The sequence below is a fragment of the Streptomyces qinglanensis genome (genome assembly GCF_900111245.1).
In the GTDB taxonomy this organism is placed as follows: Bacteria; Actinomycetota; Actinomycetes; order Streptomycetales; family Streptomycetaceae; genus Streptomyces; species Streptomyces qinglanensis.
In genome coordinates, this window is record NZ_FOGO01000002.1 from 178117 (window position 1) to 196137 (window position 18021).

At 73.7% G+C, this 18021-nt stretch carries 17 protein-coding genes and 1 pseudogene; 5 read left to right on the forward strand and 13 right to left on the reverse strand.

Annotation, left to right across the window (positions count from 1 at the left end):
• Window positions 1-49: 49 nt before the first annotated feature.
• The gene (locus BMX65_RS05055) at window positions 50-1081 is read right to left on the reverse strand and encodes a diacylglycerol kinase family protein (protein WP_398761182.1); all 1032 of its coding nucleotides are present in this window, start codon (window positions 1079-1081) and stop codon (window positions 50-52) included.
• A gap of 441 nt (window positions 1082-1522) precedes the next feature.
• Between BMX65_RS05055 and BMX65_RS05060 the strand changes: the two genes are divergently transcribed.
• The 3 genes and pseudogenes from BMX65_RS05060 to BMX65_RS31215 form a co-directional block, all read left to right on the forward strand.
• Window positions 1523-2806 (forward strand): adenylosuccinate synthase, encoded by a 1284-nt coding sequence (locus BMX65_RS05060; RefSeq protein ID WP_074998935.1) that lies wholly within the window; start codon window positions 1523-1525, stop codon window positions 2804-2806.
• A 90-nt stretch (window positions 2807-2896) separates the two neighbouring features.
• On the forward strand, window positions 2897-4207 hold the full coding sequence (locus BMX65_RS05065) for a hypothetical protein (protein ID WP_074998936.1): 1311 nt from the start codon (window positions 2897-2899) through the stop codon (window positions 4205-4207).
• Window positions 4208-4217: 10 nt separating this feature from the next.
• A pseudogene (locus BMX65_RS31215) lies at window positions 4218-4573 on the forward strand (Uma2 family endonuclease); the annotation flags it as partial.
• Here BMX65_RS31215 and BMX65_RS05075 read toward each other — a convergent pair.
• On the reverse strand, window positions 4561-5193 hold the full coding sequence (locus BMX65_RS05075; RefSeq protein ID WP_398761178.1) for an HXXEE domain-containing protein: 633 nt from the start codon (window positions 5191-5193) through the stop codon (window positions 4561-4563). The pseudogene BMX65_RS31215 and the gene BMX65_RS05075 overlap by 13 nt on opposite strands.
• Window positions 5194-5396: 203 nt before the next feature.
• On the opposite strand from BMX65_RS05075, the gene BMX65_RS05080 reads away from it, so the two are divergent.
• The gene (locus BMX65_RS05080; protein WP_074998937.1) at window positions 5397-5651 is read left to right on the forward strand and encodes a hypothetical protein; all 255 of its coding nucleotides are present in this window, start codon (window positions 5397-5399) and stop codon (window positions 5649-5651) included.
• A gap of 114 nt (window positions 5652-5765) precedes the next feature.
• On the opposite strand, the gene BMX65_RS05085 is transcribed toward BMX65_RS05080, so the two are convergent.
• From BMX65_RS05085 to BMX65_RS05135, 11 genes are all read right to left on the reverse strand, one after another.
• Window positions 5766-6479, reverse strand: a complete 714-nt coding sequence (locus BMX65_RS05085) for an alpha/beta hydrolase family protein (RefSeq protein WP_074998938.1) — start codon at window positions 6477-6479, stop codon at window positions 5766-5768.
• On the reverse strand, window positions 6476-7804 hold the full coding sequence (gene kynU / locus BMX65_RS05090) for a kynureninase (RefSeq protein WP_239502029.1): 1329 nt from the start codon (window positions 7802-7804) through the stop codon (window positions 6476-6478). The genes BMX65_RS05085 and kynU overlap by 4 nt, the downstream gene beginning before the upstream one ends.
• The gene (locus BMX65_RS05095; protein ID WP_074998939.1) at window positions 7797-8618 is read right to left on the reverse strand and encodes a tryptophan 2,3-dioxygenase family protein; all 822 of its coding nucleotides are present in this window, start codon (window positions 8616-8618) and stop codon (window positions 7797-7799) included. Before BMX65_RS05095 ends, kynU begins: the two co-directional genes overlap by 8 nt.
• 191 nt (window positions 8619-8809) lie before the next feature.
• Window positions 8810-9223 (reverse strand): DUF3151 domain-containing protein, encoded by a 414-nt coding sequence (locus BMX65_RS05100; RefSeq protein ID WP_074998940.1) that lies wholly within the window; start codon window positions 9221-9223, stop codon window positions 8810-8812.
• A 195-nt stretch (window positions 9224-9418) separates the two neighbouring features.
• A complete protein-coding gene (gene fbaA, locus BMX65_RS05105) occupies window positions 9419-10450 on the reverse strand; it encodes a class II fructose-bisphosphate aldolase (protein ID WP_074998941.1) in 1032 nt (343 codons plus the stop codon).
• Between the two features lie 215 nt (window positions 10451-10665).
• Entirely contained in the window at window positions 10666-11208 is a 543-nt protein-coding gene (gene pyrE / locus BMX65_RS05110; protein ID WP_074998942.1) for an orotate phosphoribosyltransferase, read from the reverse strand.
• Between the two features lie 46 nt (window positions 11209-11254).
• Window positions 11255-12106, reverse strand: a complete 852-nt coding sequence (locus tag BMX65_RS05115) for an aldose epimerase family protein (RefSeq protein ID WP_074998943.1) — start codon at window positions 12104-12106, stop codon at window positions 11255-11257.
• A 48-nt stretch (window positions 12107-12154) separates the two neighbouring features.
• Complete coding sequence (locus BMX65_RS05120) at window positions 12155-13165, reverse strand: SRPBCC family protein (RefSeq protein ID WP_079171701.1); 1011 nt, start codon at window positions 13163-13165, stop codon at window positions 12155-12157.
• Window positions 13166-13387: 222 nt separating this feature from the next.
• Entirely contained in the window at window positions 13388-14914 is a 1527-nt protein-coding gene (locus BMX65_RS05125) for a polyamine aminopropyltransferase (protein ID WP_074998944.1), read from the reverse strand.
• A gap of 252 nt (window positions 14915-15166) precedes the next feature.
• The gene (locus tag BMX65_RS05130) at window positions 15167-15748 is read right to left on the reverse strand and encodes a DUF2617 family protein (RefSeq protein WP_074998945.1); all 582 of its coding nucleotides are present in this window, start codon (window positions 15746-15748) and stop codon (window positions 15167-15169) included.
• A 397-nt stretch (window positions 15749-16145) separates the two neighbouring features.
• Window positions 16146-16421 (reverse strand): hypothetical protein, encoded by a 276-nt coding sequence (locus tag BMX65_RS05135; protein ID WP_074998946.1) that lies wholly within the window; start codon window positions 16419-16421, stop codon window positions 16146-16148.
• A gap of 148 nt (window positions 16422-16569) precedes the next feature.
• Between BMX65_RS05135 and BMX65_RS05140 the strand changes: the two genes are divergently transcribed.
• A complete protein-coding gene (locus BMX65_RS05140) occupies window positions 16570-17808 on the forward strand; it encodes a pyridoxal phosphate-dependent aminotransferase (protein ID WP_275435163.1) in 1239 nt (412 codons plus the stop codon).
• Window positions 17809-18021: the final 213 nt, after the last annotated feature.

Consider the following 18021-nt stretch of genomic DNA (forward strand, 5'->3'; position numbering starts at 1 on the left):
TGACCGGAGCCCGGGAGACCGAGGCCCGGGTGACCGGAGGCGGAGCGGCTCACCCCGCCGGAAGCACCAGATGCCAGGCCCGGGGCAGCACGGTCCAGGTGCGCGACGCGGCCGGGGCCGCCGGAGCGCCGGAGTCGGCGTCCGCGTCGGCGCGGTAGCGGAACCCCGGGAACCCGTCCGGCGCGGAGACCGTGACGGTGTGCGCCCGCACGCGCAGCGGCGTGCCCGCCAGCGGCTGGACGGACACCTCGGCGAGCCCGCCGGTACCGGTCGTCCGTACCGTCACGTCCGTCACCGGCCGGTCCGGGCCTGCCACGACCGCGCCGTCCGCCTCCACCCGCAACCGCTGGGCGCCGCGCGCCGGTGGCCTGCGGGAAGCGGGCGGGGACGACGGCACGGGCCGCCCCGCGGCCGCCGGCGACAGGCCGCCGCGCTCCCCGGACGCCCTCCCGCGCCCGTGGGCCAGCATCGTGCGCGCCAATGCCTGGTACATCCGCCGCCACTGCCCGGCGAGCTGCCCGGCACGGTCCGCGTCCCGCTCGGCGTGCTCCTCCCGGCGGGGCGGGCGCACGGCCGGGGAAGCCTCGGTGCGCACCCCGCCCAGCACGACGCCGTCCTCGTCGTCGACCAGCAGGTCCATGGCGTGCGGGTTGCCGCGCAGCACCGTACGGGCGGCCGAGACCGCGTCCAGCGGCAGTCCGAGGCTGCGCGCCAGGGCGACCGAGGGGCCGTCGCCCACGGGCACCACCGACAGCGCCGTGCCCCCCAGCGCGCGCTCGCCGTGCAGATACCGGACCGCGTGCAGCAGGGCCCGGTCGTCGCCGACCAGGACGGGACGTCTGCTGCCGCACCGGGCCAGCAGCCGCGGGGTCTGCGCGGGATCGTCGGGCAGGCACAGCTTGAGGCCGGGCGTCGCCGCACGCAGCACGTCGCGCGCGATGCGTACGGACTCGGCGTCCGTGAGCCGGGCGACCGGATCGACGACCAGGAGCAGCGGATCCTCCCCCGAGCCCTTCGAGCAGGTGCCTCCGGCGGCCCGGGCCACGCCCGCGGGGGGCCTCGCGGAATCTGGAGCCGACACCACGGTCCTTCCTCATGAATCCGGAGGGGGATCCGGATGGTTCCGACGGGTGGTAGGGACGGTCCCGGTCGGTGGTTCCGACGGGTTCCGACGGGTTCCGACGGGTACTGACGGGTACTGACGAGTACTGACTGACACAGACGGGTTCTGACAGGTACTGACGGGTTCCAACGGGTTCTTGACAGGTACTGGCGGGCACTGACGGGTACAGACGCGTACTGACGGTGCTGAGGCGGTACTGGTTCGTACGCCCGTCCGGGCCGGAGCACTCCCCTGTTCGTCACCCGGGAGAATTGTTCGGTAATCTCTCGGTGCAAGAGCCCCTGCCGCTGTTGCGCCAGGGGCTTCCTCTATCTGGGGTACCGGACTGCGGCTCTTGCGAGGGTGCCGATCGGCGCCACCGCACGTGGGACATGCCCCGCCCGGAAGGGGTGTACGCCTGTGCCCGCACTTGTGCTGCTCGGTGCTCAGTGGGGTGACGAAGGCAAGGGAAAGGCCACCGACCTGCTCGGCGGCTCCGTGGACTATGTGGTGCGCTACCAGGGCGGCAACAACGCCGGCCACACGGTCGTCGTCGGCGACCAGAAGTACGCGCTGCATCTCCTCCCTTCCGGGATCCTCTCGCCGGGGTGCACCCCGGTCATCGGCAACGGCGTCGTCGTCGACCCCTCGGTCCTGCTCTCCGAGCTGAGCGGGCTCCAGGAGCGCGGCGTCGACACCTCCAAGCTGCTGGTGAGCGGTAACGCGCACCTGATCACGCCGTATCACGCGACGCTCGACAAGACGACGGAACGGTTCCTGGGCAAGCGCCGGATCGGCACCACCGGCCGGGGCATCGGCCCGAGCTACGCCGACAAGATCAACCGGGTCGGCATCCGGGTCCAGGACCTGTTCGACGAGTCGATCCTGCTGCAGAAGGTCGAGGCCGCGCTCGACTTCAAGAACCAGGTGCTCGCCAAGCTCTACAACCGCCGCGCGATCTCCCCGCAGCAGGCGGCCGAGGAGCTGCTGGGCTACGCGGAGCAGCTCAAGGGCTTCGTCGCGGACACCACGCTGATCCTCAACGACGCCATCGACGAGGGCAAGGTCGTCCTGTTCGAGGGCGGCCAGGGCACGCTGCTGGACGTGGACCACGGCACCTACCCGTTCGTCACCTCCTCCAACCCGACCGCGGGCGGCGCCTGCACCGGCGCCGGCGTCGGTCCGACGAAGATCAACCGGGTCATCGGCATCCTGAAGGCGTACACCACGCGGGTGGGCGCGGGGCCGTTCCCGACGGAGCTGTTCGACGACGACGGCGAGGCGCTGCGCCGGATCGGCGGCGAGTTCGGCGTCACCACGGGCCGCAACCGGCGCTGCGGCTGGTTCGACGCGGTCATCGCCCGCTACGCGACCCGCGTCAACGGGCTGACCGACTTCTTCCTCACCAAGCTGGACGTGCTCACCGGCTGGGAGCAGATCCCGGTGTGCGTCGCCTACGAGATCGACGGCGAGCGCACCACCGAGCTCCCCTACAACCAGAGCGACTTCCACCACGCTCAGCCGGTCTACGAGTACCTGCCGGGCTGGAGCGAGGACATCACCAAGGCGAAGACCTTCGGTGACCTCCCCAAGAACGCCCAGGCGTACGTGAAGACGCTGGAGGAGATGTCCGGAGCCCCCATCTCCGCCATCGGCGTCGGTCCGGGCCGCGACGAGACGATCGAGATCAACTCCTTCCTCTGAGCCACCCCCGGCCCGCAGCCGCACGGTCCCGGCCCGCAGTCGCACGGCCCGGTCCGTGCGGCTGCGGGCCGGGCCACTACGCTGCCCCGCGTGCAGCTCGCCGTGGACGGCACCGTCGTCGTGTCGGTGCTCCTCTCCCTCGCCCTCGCCACCCGGCTCCCGCCCGTCGCGGCAGCCCGGTGGCTGCCCGGCCCGCGCGCGGAGCCGTCGGCCGGGCCGTCGGCCGGGCTGCCGCACGGTGCGCGTGCCCGGCAGCGGCGGCGGAGCAGGCCCGCGCCCGGTGCCGGCCGGTCCCGCCGGGTGCCGGGACCGCTCGGTCTGCTCGGACTGCTGGTCGGCGCGGTACTGGTGAACCAGATCGCCGTCGTGGTGTACATCCGGCAGGTGCACGGCGGCGACCCCGGCTTCGTGGCGCGGTATCTGCCGCCCGGCTGGTTCGAACTGCCCGCAGCGGACTGGCCGCCGACCCGGCTCGCGGCGCACTGGCCCTGGCCGGAGGCGCTGGCCGGCTCCGTGCTGCGGGTCCAGGCCGCCCTCGAACTCCCGCTCGTACTGCTGGCCTTCGCGGTGGTGCTGCGCTGGCTGGACGACCGGCTGTACCGCCAAGTGCCGGCCTCCCCGCTGCTGGTGGTGGCCGCGCTCGCGTACACGGCCGTCTTCTGCGCCGTCGAATGGGACCTGCGCAACCCGTGGACCACGGACGACCTGCTGATCCGGTGCGCGTCCGCGCTCGTGACACCCCCGCTGCTGGCGGCGGCGGCCCGACGCCGGGCACCCGGCCGCACGCCGGAACCGGACCCGGTGCCGCTGTCCGCGGGGCGGCTGCTGCTCTTCCTCGGGTCCCTCGCCTCCTTCGGCGGGCTCGTCCTGCTCGCCTACGACACGCTGCTCCTCTACAACCTGGGGCGGCTGGAGGCGCGGCTGCCCTTGGTCGCCGGATGCGCCCTCGTCCTCGCCGGGTGCCGGGCGGCCGACCGGCGGTTGCGCACCGGCGCGGACGCGGGCCCCGCCGTCGCCTTCCTCGGCCACGCCCTGCGCCGCTTCCTGCTGCTGTTCTTCGCCCCGGCCCTGGCCGTGCGGTACGGCGTCGTCTTCGGCACCCCGGCGCTGGCGGCCGGTGCCGGACTGCTGCTCGGCGCGGTGGCCGCGGCTCTCGCGCTGCGGGACACGCTCACCGCGGCCGCCGGGACGGCCACTCCCGGGCGGCTGCTGCTGCGGCTGGCCGCCGCCGCGGTCGCGGGCACCGCCGCCGGTTGGGGTGCGGCACAGGTGATGAGCGGCGGCTACTACGAGACGGCGCTGCTCGCCGCCGCCGCGGCGTTCCTGGCGGTGGCGGTCGGCGTGTGCGTCCTCGGCGACGCCTGGGACGCGCGCCGTTCGTCCGTGCGAGTGAAAGTGTGAAGATCTCACCTATCGGAAGGGGAGGGCACGCCCGGACGGGCCCTGGTACCCATCGACTATTTCGTGGACCAAGGCGAGTGGGCCGATCCCGCGGGTGTGCTGATGACCGTGGAGGTCACCTCCTACGACTCCGACACCGACCGGCGCGACCGGCAGGAGAAGCCGGCCGCGTACGCCGCAGCCGGCATCCCGGTCTGTCTCCTCGTCGACCGCGACCGGTAAGAAGTCGTGGTCCACACCAACCCGGACCAGGAAGCGGGCCGCTACCGCGACCTGCACACCGCGTCCTTCGGTGAAGAGGTGATGCTCCCCGAGCCGGTCGGGTTCGCGCTGCAGACGGAGACGCTGAAGAACTACGCCCGCTGACCCCTCCGGCCGCGCCGGGGCCGCAGCAGCCGGTCCGCCGCACCGTGCGAGAGCGCGGTCGCGGCGGCGGCGGTGGCGAGGCCGACGGCGATGTCGCGAGAGGTGGCCGGACGGAGGACGCCCGCGTCCCGAAGCCGCCTGCGGGCCCAGACCGTGAACGGGACGACCAGCAGCGGCGAGGTCACCGAACCGGGGGTGTAGCCGCGGAAGGCGGCCGCCTGCGCCAGGTGGACGAGGCCGTGCAGCCCGAATCCGGTGAGCGCCCCCTGGTAGAAGCCGCTGCGCCCGCCCGTACGATGCCCGTCGGCCGCGGCGGCCGCCACGATGACGGCCATGACGCCGACGGCGGTGGCGAACCGGCGGCCGTCCAGCGACTCCAGCCGCTCCCACACCGCCTCGGGCACGCCGGGTATCCGCTCCCGCAGCTCGGGCACCCGGGTCCGGGTCCAGCGGGGCACCATGGCGACCTCCTCCGCGTCGTGCAGCGCCCATGCGGCGAAGAGCCCCAGGGTGACGCCGACGCCGATCGGCCCTGCCGGGTCCGTGTCGCGCGCTGCCGCAGCGGCCCGCGCCGCGTTCGTCCGCTCCGTGTGCACGTTCGTGTGCATGCCTGTGTGCATGACGGAAGTGTGCCGGGGTGGCCGGACGGCCCCTCGCGCACCCCCGGTCGGCTCAGGCGCCGGACGACCGGTAGGCGCCCGTGCGAGGTAGATGAGCAGCACGTACGGACTAATGATGATCGTTCCGGTGCGTGGTGTGGAACAGGTCTCGACGCACAGCCAGAACCGCGCGAGACCGCGCACCAGACCCGCAAGGAGCACCCATGCGCATCCGCACCGCGACCGCAGCCGCCGTCCTGGCGACCGCCGCCGTCCTCGGCTCGGCGGGCACCGCCTTCGCCGGCAACTCCTGGACCTCGTACGCGCAGGACTTCAGCCACCACGTCCTGAACGCGCGAGTGAGCAGCAGCGACAACGACACCACGACCGTCAAGTCGTTCCAGAGCAACCACATCCACGACAACGTGGTGACGAACATCAACAGCGGTCTCGCCATCGGCGAGCTCGAGCTCGACTGAGCCCACCGCTCATGAGGGCGCCCCGCGCGCCCGCGCCCGCTCCGGCCCCGCACACCGCGGGGCCGGACGCGTGTGCGGCGCGGACGCGAGCGGGCACCCGCGCCGCGGGGTCGGTCAGCGCAGCGCCCTGACGAGCACGTCGAAGGCCGGGGTGCGCGGGATGATGGGCGCGTAGTGGCCCACGCCGGGCAGCAGGTGCAGCCGGGCGCCCCAGTTGTTGGCGTAGCGGCGGGACAGCTCGATGGGCACCTCCTGATCGGCGGTGCCGTGCAGGATCTCCACCGGCGTGCGGGGCAGCAGCCGCATCGGGTCCGCCTCCCCCAGCGCCGAGGCGACCTGCGCCTCGCCCCCGAGGAAGTCCGAGACGACTCCGCCGTTCAGCCGCGTCGCATGGGCCCGCTCCAGGTCGGCGACGGGCGCCGCCACCACCACCCGCCCGGCGGCCCGCTCCCGCGCGGCCGCGGCCCACAGCGCGAGGTGCCCGCCCGCCGAGTGGCCGAACAGCACGCTGGGCGGAGCGCCCAGCAGGTCGAGCGCGGCGCCGATGTCCTCGGCGGTGGCGGGCCAGCCGCCGCCTCCGCCCACCCTGCGGTACTCGACCAGCGCCACCGGTATGCCCTGGCCCGCCAGCGCCGCGGCGAACGGCGACAGATGGCGGCGGTCCCACTGCTCGCGCCAGAAGCCGCCGTGCAGCAGCACCACCCGGCCGCCGGGCGCACCCTCCCCGTACAGATCGACGACCTGCGAGGGGTGCGGCCCGTACCGCTCCTGGCGTTCCGGGGCTGCGGCCGGGAGGGCCAGCAGCGTCTTCTCCTCGTCCTGGCTCATCGTGCTCCCCCGATCACTTCGCCCAGGACGCGGGCAGCGCGCTCGGCGTCCCGGTACGAAGTGTAGAGCGGGGTGAATCCGAAGCGCAGGACACCGGGGCGGCGGAAATCGCCGACGACGCCGCGCGCGATCAGCTCCTTCATCACCGCTTCCGCCTGCTCCGGCGGATCGCACAGCAGCGCCACCTGGCTGCCGCGCCGGGCGTGTTCGGCCGGTGTCAGGGACCGGACACCGACGGCGCCGCCGCCCGCGTGGGCGGCGACACAGCGCAGGAAGAAGTCCGTGAGCGCCAGCGACTTGGCCCGCACGTCCCGGATCCCGACCCCGTCCCAGACGCCGAGCGAGGTCTCCAGCGCGGCCATCGAGAGGATGTCGGGGGTGCCCACCCGGCCGCGTACCGCACCGCTCGCCGGCGTGTAGTCCGGTGCCATGGCGAACGGGTCCGCGTGCGAGTTCCAGCCGGGCAGCGGGGAGTCGAACCGGTCCTGCAGGGCGCCGCGCACGTAGAGGAAGGCGGGCGAACCGGGCCCGCCGTTCAGGAACTTGTAGGTGCACCCCACCGCGAAGTCCACACCGTGCGCGTCCAGGTCCACGGGCAGCGCACCGGCGCTGTGGCACAGGTCCCAGACCGCCAGGGCCCCCGCCGCGTGCGCGGCGGACGTGAGCGCGGGCAGCGCGCGGAGCTCTCCGGTGCGGTAGTCGACGTGGTTGAGCAGCACGGCCGCGGTACGCGGGCCCAGCGCGGCGGGTACCTCCTCAGGCGGTACGGCGCGCACCGTGCAACCGGTGAGGCGGGCCGCGGACTCGGCGATGTAGCCGTCGGTGGGGAAGGTCGCCGCGTCCACCAGCAGCTCGCCGCGGTCAGGGGCCTGTTCCCGTGCGATCCGGACCGCGCCGACCAGCGCCTTGAGGAGGTTCACACTCGTCGAGTCGGAGACGACGACCTGCCCCGGTCCGGCCCCGATGAGCGGCGCCACCAGCTCGCCGACCCGCTCCGGCATCGTCCACCAGCCGGACTCCTCCCACGAGCGGATCCGCAGCCGGCCCCACTCGCGGGAGACGACGTCCGCGAGCCGCGCCTCGACGGCCTTGGGCAGCGCGCCCAGGGAGTTCCCGTCGAGGTAGACGGTGGCGGGGTCGAGCACGAACCGCTCCCGCAGCGCGGCGAGCGGGTCGGCCGCGTCCAGGGCCAGTGCTTCCGCGGCGAGCGCCTCGGCGGCCGGTCCCACCGCGGCCGGGCCTTCGCCGGCCGCGGCCGGGTCCTCGGCGGCCGGGCTCCCGGCGGCAAGCGCGTCCGCGGCTTCGACGGGTCCGCGGTCAGACATGGCTGCGCGCCGTCCACAGTTCGGGGAACACCTGTTTGGCCGCCCGCTTCTCCAGCCAGGCGACCCCGGACGAGCCGCCGGTGCCGACCTTGGCGCCCATCGCCCTGCGGGTGGCCACGAGATGGTCGTTGCGCCAGCGCCACACCAGCTCGGCGACCTCGGTCAGCGCCTCGCCCAGCCGGTGCGCAGCGGAGCCCGGGTCCCCCGCGTAGACGCGCACCCAGACCGCCTCGACCCCCGGGTCGGGCTCGTACCGGGCGGCGACGTCCCGGCGCAGCACCGCCTCGGGGACCTCCGCGCCGTGCCGGGCCAGGAACCGCAGCGCCTCGTCGTAGAGGCTCGGCTCCTGGAGCGCCTTCTCCAGCTCGGCGTGCACCCGCGGCGCCCCCCGGTGCGGGACCAGCATGGAGGCCGACTTCTCGCCCAGCAGGAACTCCATCCGCCGGTACATCGCGGACTGGAATCCGGACCCGTCCCCCAGCGCCGCCCGGTAGGCGTTGAACTGGGCCGGGGTGAGATGCGCCAGCGGCTCCCAGGAGGCGTTGAGCGACCGCAGCTCGTGGGTGGAGCGCTTCAGGGCCGCCAGCGCGCCCTCGGTGTCGTCCCGCCGCAGCGCCGCGGCGGCCGTCTGCCACTCGTGCACGATGACGGTGAACCACAGTTCCATCACCTGGGTGGTGACGAGGAACGCCAGCTCCCCGGGATCGTCGGAGAGCGGCTCCTGGAGGTGGGTGAGGACGTCGGCGCGGACGTAGTCCTCGTACGGTGTGGTGCCCGCGAAATCCAGTACCGGGGCATCGGGGTCGTGTGACATCGCTGTCTCCACTCACTGTGCGTCCGGGTAGCGGTCCGCCCCTTCCGGATAGACATCGGAGCCCCGGTCCCCTCGGGCCCCTGCGGGCCCACTGGGCATCATGCGCGCTACGCGGCGGCGGCGGCAAGGTCACCGCTGTACAGAGGCATCCTCACCGCCGCCGTGCTCCCGCAGGCCACCGGCCCGCGGGCTCAGCCCAGGGTCGCGGCAGCGGTGGGCGAGCTCTCCTTCAGGAAGGAGGAGCAGCGCTCGTACTCATCCTGCTCCCCGATCGCCTCGGCCGCACGCGCGAGGGCGTGCAGCGCGCGCAGGAAGCCGCGGTTCGGCTCGTGCTCGAACGGCACGGGCCCGTGCCCCTTCCAGCCGTTCCGGCGCAGCGCGTCCAGCCCCCGGTGGTAGCCGGTGCGCGCGTAGGCGTACGACTCCACGACGCGGCCCGCCTCGAACGCGTCGTCGGCGAGCTGTGCCCACGCCAGCGACGAGGTGGGGTACTGCGCGGCGACCTCGGAGGGCGCCGTCCCGGCGGCGAGCAGCTCGCGCGGCCCGGGGTCGTCGGGGAGGTGGGTCGGGGGCGGACCCCCGAGCAGGTTCTCGTGAATGGCCATGGCCCCAGTGTGCCTGTACCTGTCCGCGCAGCGGACACCGCGCCGCCCCACCCGTGGCCCGGACGCGGAAAGGCCCCCGGCGTACCGCCGGGGGCCTTTCCGGAGGGCGCGTGCCGTCGCGCCTGCCGCGCGGGGCCCACCGCGCCCGCGCGGGGCGTCGCGGGCGGGCGCGGGGCGTCGCGGGCGCGCGCGGTGCTACTTCAGGCGGGTGCCGGTGGAGCGGAGGTTGCCGCAGGCGGTCAGGACGCGCTCGGCCATCCCCTTCTCGGCGGCCTTGCCCCAGCTCCGCGGGTCGTAGACCTTCTTGTTGCCGACCTCGCCGTCGATCTTCAGCACGCCGTCGTAGTTGCTGAACATGTGCGCGGCGACCGGTCGGGTGAAGGCGTACTGGGTGTCGGTGTCGAGGTTCATCTTCACCACGCCGTTCTGCAGCGCGGTGGCGATCTCCTCCTCGGTGGAGCCGGAGCCGCCGTGGAAGACGAAGTCGAACGGCTGGCTGCCCGCGGGCTTGTCGAACTTCTCGGAGACGCCCTGCTGGAGGTCCTTGAGCAGTTCGGGGCGGAGCACCACGTTGCCCGGCTTGTAGACGCCGTGCACGTTGCCGAAGGAGGCGGCGAGCAGGTAGCGGCCCTTGTCGCCGAGGCCGAGCGCCTCGGCGGTGCGGACGGCGTCCTCGACCGTGGTGTACAGCTCGTCGTTGATCTCGTGGGTGACGCCGTCCTCCTCGCCACCGGTCGGGGTGATCTCGACCTCAAGGATGATCTTGGCGGCGGCCGCCTCGGCGAGCAGCTCCTGGCCGATCGCCAGGTTGTCCTTGAGGGTCTCGGCGGACCCGTCCCACATGTGGGACTGGAAGAGCGGGTTCTCGCCGCGCTGCACCCGCTCGCGGGAGACCGCCAGCAGCGGGCGGACGTAGCCGTCGAGCTTGTCCTTGGGGCAGTGGTCGGTGTGCAGGGCGATGTTCACCGGGTACTTCTTCGCGACGATGTGCGCGAACTCGGCGAGCGCGACCGCACCGCTGACCATGTCCTTGCTGTACTGCCCGCCCAGGAACTCGGCCCCGCCCGTGGAGATCTGAACGATGCCGTCGCTCTCCGCCTCGGCGAAGCCGCGGAGCGCGGCGTGCAGCGTCTGCGACGAGGTGACGTTGATGGCGGGGTAGGCGAACGTGCCCTCCTTCGCCCTGTCGAGCATCTCGTTGTAGATCTCGGGGGTTGCGATGGGCATGAGACCGCTCCTTGGGGGTGCGTGGTGATCCGGCTTCGGCTCAACGGAACGACGTCATCGTCGTGCCCATCTTCCCAGACGGGGCCGGATGCTCCGGACGGGTGAGTTCACAAATGCACTTAATGCGTGGTGCGGTGCACTAGCCGCGTTCCACCCGCACGCATTCCACCCGAATGCGTTTCACGTGAAACCGCGGCCGCGGACGGACCGGAAGCTCAGGCCAGTTCGAGATCGGACAAATCGAACGCATGGACGTACGACACTCCGGCCCGCTCCATCGCCCCGGCCGCACCGCGCTCCACGATGGTCGCCACGGCGACCACCTCGGCACCCGCCTGCCGGGCCGCCTCGACAGCGGTCAGCGGCGAGTTCCCCGTCGTCGAGGTGTCCTCGACGATCAGCACCCGGCGCCCCGCGACATCCGGGCCCTCGATCCGGCGCTGCAGCCCGTGCGCCTTGCCCGCCTTGCGGACCACGAATGCGTCGAGGTGCCGGCCGCGGGCGGCGGCGGCGTGCAGCATCGCCGTCGCGACCGGGTCGGCCCCCAGCGTGAGGCCGCCCACCGCGTCGAAGTCCAGGTGCTCCGTCACGTCCAGCATCACCTGGCCCGCGAGGGGCGCCGACTCCCCGTCCAGGGTGACCCGGCGGAGGTCGACGTAGAAGTCGGCCTCCGCACCCGAGGAGAGGGTGACGCGGCCGTGCACCACGGCCTTGTCCTTGATCTGCCGCAGCAGCGCGGCGCGCACGTCGTCATTCATGAGACCTCAGCCTATGCGCCCCCGGCCCGCACCCCGGCACCACCACCTACAGCCGCTGCCAGCTCCACGTGGTCGTCAGCTCCAGCGGGTCGAGCGGGGTCACCTGGCGCGGGTGGGAGTTGAGCCCGTTGGGCGGGCCGCTCTGCGGCTCCACGCAGACGGCCTCCGCGGGCTCGTCGTAGACCACCACGTACTCGGCGCGCGAGGTGATCCGCAAAGACAGCTCGGAGGGCCAGGTGAGGGTGGCGTCCACACCGCCCGGCATCCCGAAGCAGTCGTCCCACGGCCCCGGCTGCGGCGCGATCCGCTTACCGGTCGGGATATGGTCCTCGCCCCGCTCCTCCTGCCACTCCGGCGAGAAGTCGAGCCGGACGTCCTCCCCGCCCTGGCCGAGATTGCGCAGGAACCAGGGATGCCACCCGGCCTGCGCCGGGAAGGAGACGTCGAAGGTCTCGACGGCGAGCTTGAGGGTGAGCGAACCGCCGTCCTCGGCGAGCTCGACGACCTGGGTCACCCGGCCCTCCCAGGGCCAGGGGTCGGTCAGGTCGTAGGTGAAGGACGCCTTGGTGTCGGTGCCGCCGGGCGTCTGACGCCAGACCGCGTCGCGGACGGTGCCGTGGAGGGCGTGCGGGCCTGCCCCGGCCTCCGGCCGGGAGCTGCCCCCGTTCAGCGGGAGTTGGAACATCTCTCCGCCGTTGCGGAACCGTCCCTGCGCCGTACGGCCGCACCAGGGCGCCATCACGAAGGAGCCGTACCGAGGCCCCTGGCGCAGGAGTTCGGTGCCGCCCACCCGGAGGGAGGCGAGCCGGCACCCGCGCCCGGGTTCGACCGACACCTCGGTCCCCTGGGCGCTGAGCACAACGGACGTGGCTTCTGCGGAGGTGGGCAGATCAGTCATACAGCGACCATAACGGCGGTGTCAGCAACCCCGCCGCAAGACCCGCTGTCAGCGCCGTCGCCGCAGCACCCGGCCGAGTACGACAGCGCCCGCGACCACGGCGGCGGCGGCCGGTGCGGCCCAGCGCAGAGTGGCGGTCGCCGACCCCTGCTCCGGCGCCGGGACCGGGGCGTAGCGGCCGCGCGGCGGGGCGTGGTCCACCTCCTCCGCGCTGCGCCCGATCATCGTGCGCCGGGCGTGCGCGGCCTCCGCGTTGAGCCCCTCCGGACCGCCGTCGAGCCCCTCGGGGCCGTCCGGCTCCTCCGCCCCGGCTGTCCCGCCCGTTCCCTCGGCGGCGTCGAGCTCCGACTCCTCGTCGCGACCCAGCGACGAGGGCGGCACCTCGGTCTCGAACAGCGGGGTGCGCTCCGGCTCCGGTTCCGGCTCCGGGATGCCGGGAATCGCCCGCTCGTTGTCGCCGGGTGCGCCGATGCCGCCCGCGACCGGGCCCTCGCGGCCCTCCGGTCCACCGTCGCCGGACGCGCCACCACCGGGCGCCTCCGCCTCCGGGCTGCCCGCGGGCGGTTCGGCGCGGATGCTGTCGCCGAGGGCCGCGGCGAACCTGTCGAGCAGCCGCACCCCCGCCGACGTGGCCGTCTTCTGTTCGAACGCGGCGAGCCTGCCGGTTCCGGTCACCGTGCCGACGCAGACCAGCGCGGTGCCCTCGCCGTCGTCGGCCGACCGCGGCTCGACGGAGAGCGCGAGTTCGACGGTGCCCTCGCCGCGGGCTTCGCTGCCGCTGCCCTCGACCTCCAGCCGCTCCAGCGCGTCAGGAGCCGCCGTAGCACCGGTGCCGCCGTGCGGAGTCAGGGTGAGAGCGCCGCGGTAGGTGATGGTCGAGCCACCGATCCGGACCTTCAACCGGCCGGCCACCCGCTCGGCCCCCCGCCCGTCGGCCTGCTCCTGCTGCTCCTGCTGCTCCTGCTGGAAGCCAGGCACGCAGCGGGCGACACGGGCGCTGTCGGTGAGAGCGGCCCGCACCGAGCCGACGGAAAGCGGTACGTACACCTCGTGCTCCATGGGCCGGAGCCTATTACCCCGCGCTGCGCCGCACATATGACCGGGCCGCATCTTCCCGCGCCCGTGTTGGGCGGCCCGTCCCGCCGCCGCACGGCCCCGGCCGTGCGCAGCCGATGCGGACGGTGCGGCACAGTCGGCACCTTCGGCCCGTCCGGCGCCTTCAGCCCGTTCGGCCCGTCCGGCGCCTTCAGCTCGTTCGGCCCGTCCGGCGCCTTCGGCCCGTCAGTCCGGATAGCGCGGGTGCATCAGGGTGGAGGCCCTGGCCTGCGGATCGCCCTCCGGCAGCGAGATGGTCCGGCCCCCCGGCAGTTGGCAGTCCTGCGGCGCGGGCCGGGCATGCCGGGCCAGCAGGAAGCCGCCGCGCCCAGCGGCGTCCGGGTAGGGGCAGGGGCTCAGCTCGGCGGCCCGCAAGGTGGCGTGCACGGTCCAGAAGGCGCGGGCCCGCTCGGCGCGCGGGCCCGCCCGCACGGAAAGGCGTCCCTCCTCGGCGAGCACGCGCTCCGCGAGGCCGTAGAACTCCTGCGAGTACAGCTCGGGACCGGCGACACGCGGGGCGGCCAGCACGGAGATCACCACGTCGAACGGGGCGGCCCCGGAGCGCACCCGGTCCCGCAGCCAGTCGAAGCCGTCGGCCCGCACGAACCGGACGCGCCGGTCGTCCAGGGCTCCGCCGTTGAGAGCGCGCAGGCCCGGGTCCTGCCGCGCGAGCCGTACGACGCCGGGGTCGCTCTCCACCACCGTGACCTCGCGCACCTCCGGATAGCGCAGCACCTCGCGCAGCGCGAGCCCGTCGCCGCCGCCGACGATCAGCACCCGGGCGCGCGGGCCGCCGGACATCGCGGGCCGGACCAGAGCCCGGTACTCGGCGCGGGCGCGGCGGCCCCGCAGCACCAGCGCACCGTCCCGGAACAGCCGCAACTCGCCCGCCGCCGGCCACTCGCTGCGGGTCGCACCGCCGGTCAGGACGAGTTCCTGCCGGTCGGTGCGCACGGCCACCCGTATGTCCTCGCCGAACACCGCCTGCCGCGCGGCGTGTTCGAACGGTCCGGTGAACGCGGTGCCCGCGAGCAGCAGGAGGAGCACGCAGCCGTTGGTCGCCAGCAGCCGGCGGCGCACCCGGCCCGTCAGATCGTGGCGGAAGAGCCACTGCACGACCAGGCCCCCGGCCACCGCGTTCACCACCCCGGTGAGCAGCGCACCGGTCAACTCACCGGCCAGCGGCAGCAGCAGGAACGGGAAGGTCAGTCCGCCGACCAGCGCACCGACGTAGTCGGCGGCGAACAGGTCGGCGAGGGCGCCACCGGGGTCCTGCGCACGGATCCGCTGGATCAGGGTCATCAGCAGCGGCATCTCCGCGCCGATCAGCACTCCGATGGTGAAGGAGATGACGACCAGCGCCACCCGGGCTCCGCCCAGCCAGGCGAAGGAGGCGTACATCCCCATCGCCGAGCCGCCGCCGACCAGCGCGAGCAGCGCCTCGACACAGCCGAAGCCCGCGGCGGCGTGGCAGCGCAGCCGCTTGGCCAGCAGCGAGCCGACGCCCATCGCGAAGACCATCACGGACAGGACGACGGACGCCTGGGTGACCGAGTCCCCGACCAGGGAGGAGGCCACGGCGACCAGTTCGAGTTCGTAGACGAGGCCGCAGGCCGCACACACGAACACCGAGGTGAGGACCAGGCCGCGCCCGAACCTCGCGGGGACGGGCAGCCGCGGGCTCTCCACGGAGGGCGGTGGACGGTCGATCATGGGTGCACGCTACGTCACATCATAGACACCTTAGGTCACTCACATGAGTGCTTCCGGTGTGACCGGCCCCCCACCGGGCAGGGCCCGGAGGCAGGCGCGCTGCACACAGCGTGCCCGGACGAGCGGGACCGTGCCGAGGCGCCGGGGCATGCCGGGGCACCGAGCCGTGCCGGGGTACATGGGGACATGCCGTGCCGTGCCGAGCCGTGCCGGGGTGAACCGGGGTGTACGGGGACGTGCCGCCGGATCGCCTCAGGCCATGGCCGGACCGCGGCGGAGCGGGATCACGGACGCACCCTCCGGCCCCGCGGCTCCGCCCGTACCTCTTCGCGCCCGGGTGGCCACCCGGGTCCGGGTCGAGACCAACGACCCCTCCTGCGGGTAGGAATGCCAGGTGCGCCAGCGGATCTGCCCCTCGTGCCGCTGGACGAGCAGCGCGGTGAAGGCGCTCGGCGCCCCGGGGAACGTCCCCGCGAAACCGTTGGGATGGTCCGCGACCAGCGCGAGCAACTCCTGCGCGCGCCCGGAGAACGAGCTGGGCGACAGCCGCTCGACGCGGGCCGCGAACTCGTACTCCCACCCCGTGAAGCGTTTGGAGACGCCCAGCGGGAGCGGGGTACTGCTGCCCGGCAGGCAGGCGACGGTCTCGCAGCACCCGCCGTACTCGTCGCCGAGCAGGACCTGGTGCGAGGCGCCCAGCAGCCGCAACTGCACATGGGTGCCGTCCAGTTCGACATCCATGCAGGCGAGTGCGGGCAGCGGCGCACGACCCAGGTCCCAGGCGAGGTCGTGCGCGCGGGTGTCGGTGTAGGCGGTGTTCAAAGTGGTGAGCATGGGTCGGCTCCGCAGACACACAGGGAGGAGTGGGCCGCCCCACCCCTCGATCTCCCGCGCCTCCGGGCCGGGGACCAGGAGGCGCGGGGACGACAGTTCACGATTCACCGAATCACGGAAACGCCGTACCCACAGCGCTTTTACCCAGGTTCTACGGATTTCCATCCCATAGGTATGGATGAGGTCATGTGTTCCCTTCCGGCTCGGCCGCCACCGGTCCCCCGCGGAGCTCCGGAGCGGGCGCCACAGGGCGCGGAAGGCGGGGCGGGGGCGCGGGCGCGGGGCGCGTTTGCCGACCGCGGGCGCGGAGCACGGTTGCCGGTCGCGAGCGCAGGGCACGGAGCACGAGCACGGAGCACGGGCGCGGGCTCCGTTGCGCGCCGGCCGCGCGAGCGCTTCAGTCGCCGTCGCCGTACGACGCGTCGCCGTGAGAGGTGTCGCCGTCGCCCGAAGCGTCCCCGCCCTGCGGAGCGCCGCCCCCGTACGCGGGACCATCGCCGGTCGGGATGTCGCCGTCGTACGCGCCGCGGTTGCCGCGGCCGCCTCCGGCCCGCCGGGAGCCGCCGCGGCGGGGCGGAGGGCGCCGCGGGCGGCCGGAGACGGCCGGCTTGGCGAGCACCGCGACGAGGGCGAAGGCGGTGACGATGCCGACGAACACCAGAACTTGGGACATGGGCGCTTCCCCCTCGAAGTTCTGTGAACGGCAATTCCCTTCTCGTACAACCGTGCTGCCGTCCGCAGGCGTAGTCGGCTCCTGCCCGCTGCCGCGGGTGGGCAATGCCGGGTTGAGGAAGACCAGAGCTTGCCGGAGGATGGCTGCCATGACTGCTGGCCATGCCGCCGCCCCGGGAGCGCCGGGGGCCGCGGACGCCGCCCGGACGGAGTCCGGCGAAGGGCGCCCGCTGCTCAACCGCCGCCTCGCCGGATTCGGCACCACGATCTTCGCCGAGATGTCCGCGCTCGCCGTCCGGACCGGCGCGATCAACCTGGGCCAGGGCTTCCCCGACACGGACGGCCCCGAGGAGGTCCGGGAGGCCGCGGTCCGCGCGCTGCGGGACGGCCGGGGCAACCAGTACCCGCCGGGTCCCGGCATCCCCGAACTGCGCACCGCCGTGGCCGAGCACCAGCAGCGCTTCTACGGCCTGCGCTACGACCCCGACACCGAGGTGCTGGTCACCGCGGGCGCCACCGAGGCCATCGCCGCCTCGCTGCTGGCGCTGGTCGAACCCGGGGACGAGGTCATCGCCCTGGAGCCGTACTACGACTCCTACGCGGCCTCCATCGCGATGGCGGGCGGCACCCGGGTGCCCGTCACCCTGCGCCCCCGGGACGGCGCCTACCACCTCGACCTGGACGAGCTGCGGGACGCCGTCACCGACCGCACCCGGCTCCTCCTCCTCAACACCCCGCACAACCCGACCGGCACCGTGCTGCGCCGCGACGAACTGGCCGCTGTCGCCGAACTGTGTGTGGAGCGCGACCTGCTCGCCGTCACCGACGAGGTCTACGAGCACCTGGTGTTCGACGGCGCGCACCATCCGCTGGCGAGCTTCCCGGGGATGCGGGAGCGCACGGTCACCATCTCCTCCAGCGGCAAGACGTTCTCCTTCACGGGCTGGAAGGTCGGCTGGGTCACCGGCACCCCCGCGCTGGTGACCGCCGTACGCGCGGCCAAGCAGTATCTGACGTTCGTGTCGGCGGGGCCCTTCCAGTACGCGGTCGCGGAAGCGCTGGCGCTGCCCGACAGCTACTACACCGACCTGCGCGAGGGCCTGCGCCGCAGACGGGACCTGCTGGCCGGCGGCCTCCAGGAAGCGGGCTTCGCGGTGCACCGCCCCCAGGGCACCTACTTCATCACCACCGACATCCGCCCGCTCGGCGCCACCGACGGGGTCGCCTTCTGCCTCGCCCTCCCCGAGCGCGTCGGCGTCGTCGCCGTCCCCACCCAGGTCTTCTACGACCACGCCGCGGAAGGCGCCCCCTATGTCCGCTTCGCGTTCTGCAAGCGGGAGAGCCTCCTGGACGAGGCGGTGGCACGCCTCAAGCGGCTTGCACCCTGACGAGGATCGGGGGCGCCCAGGACCGGGCAGCGTGTGCACGAGGCCCCGCCGCCCCTGGATCAAGCCCCTCCGGGGTGCGCACCGGTCCTCCTGGGTGCGCACCGGTCGCGTTCTGCGAGCGGGAGGACGTGCCGGCCGACGCGGCGGCTGCGGGGGCGCGGACAGCCGAAGGGCCGGGCGCATCCCCAGGATGCGCCCGGCCCTTCGGAACTC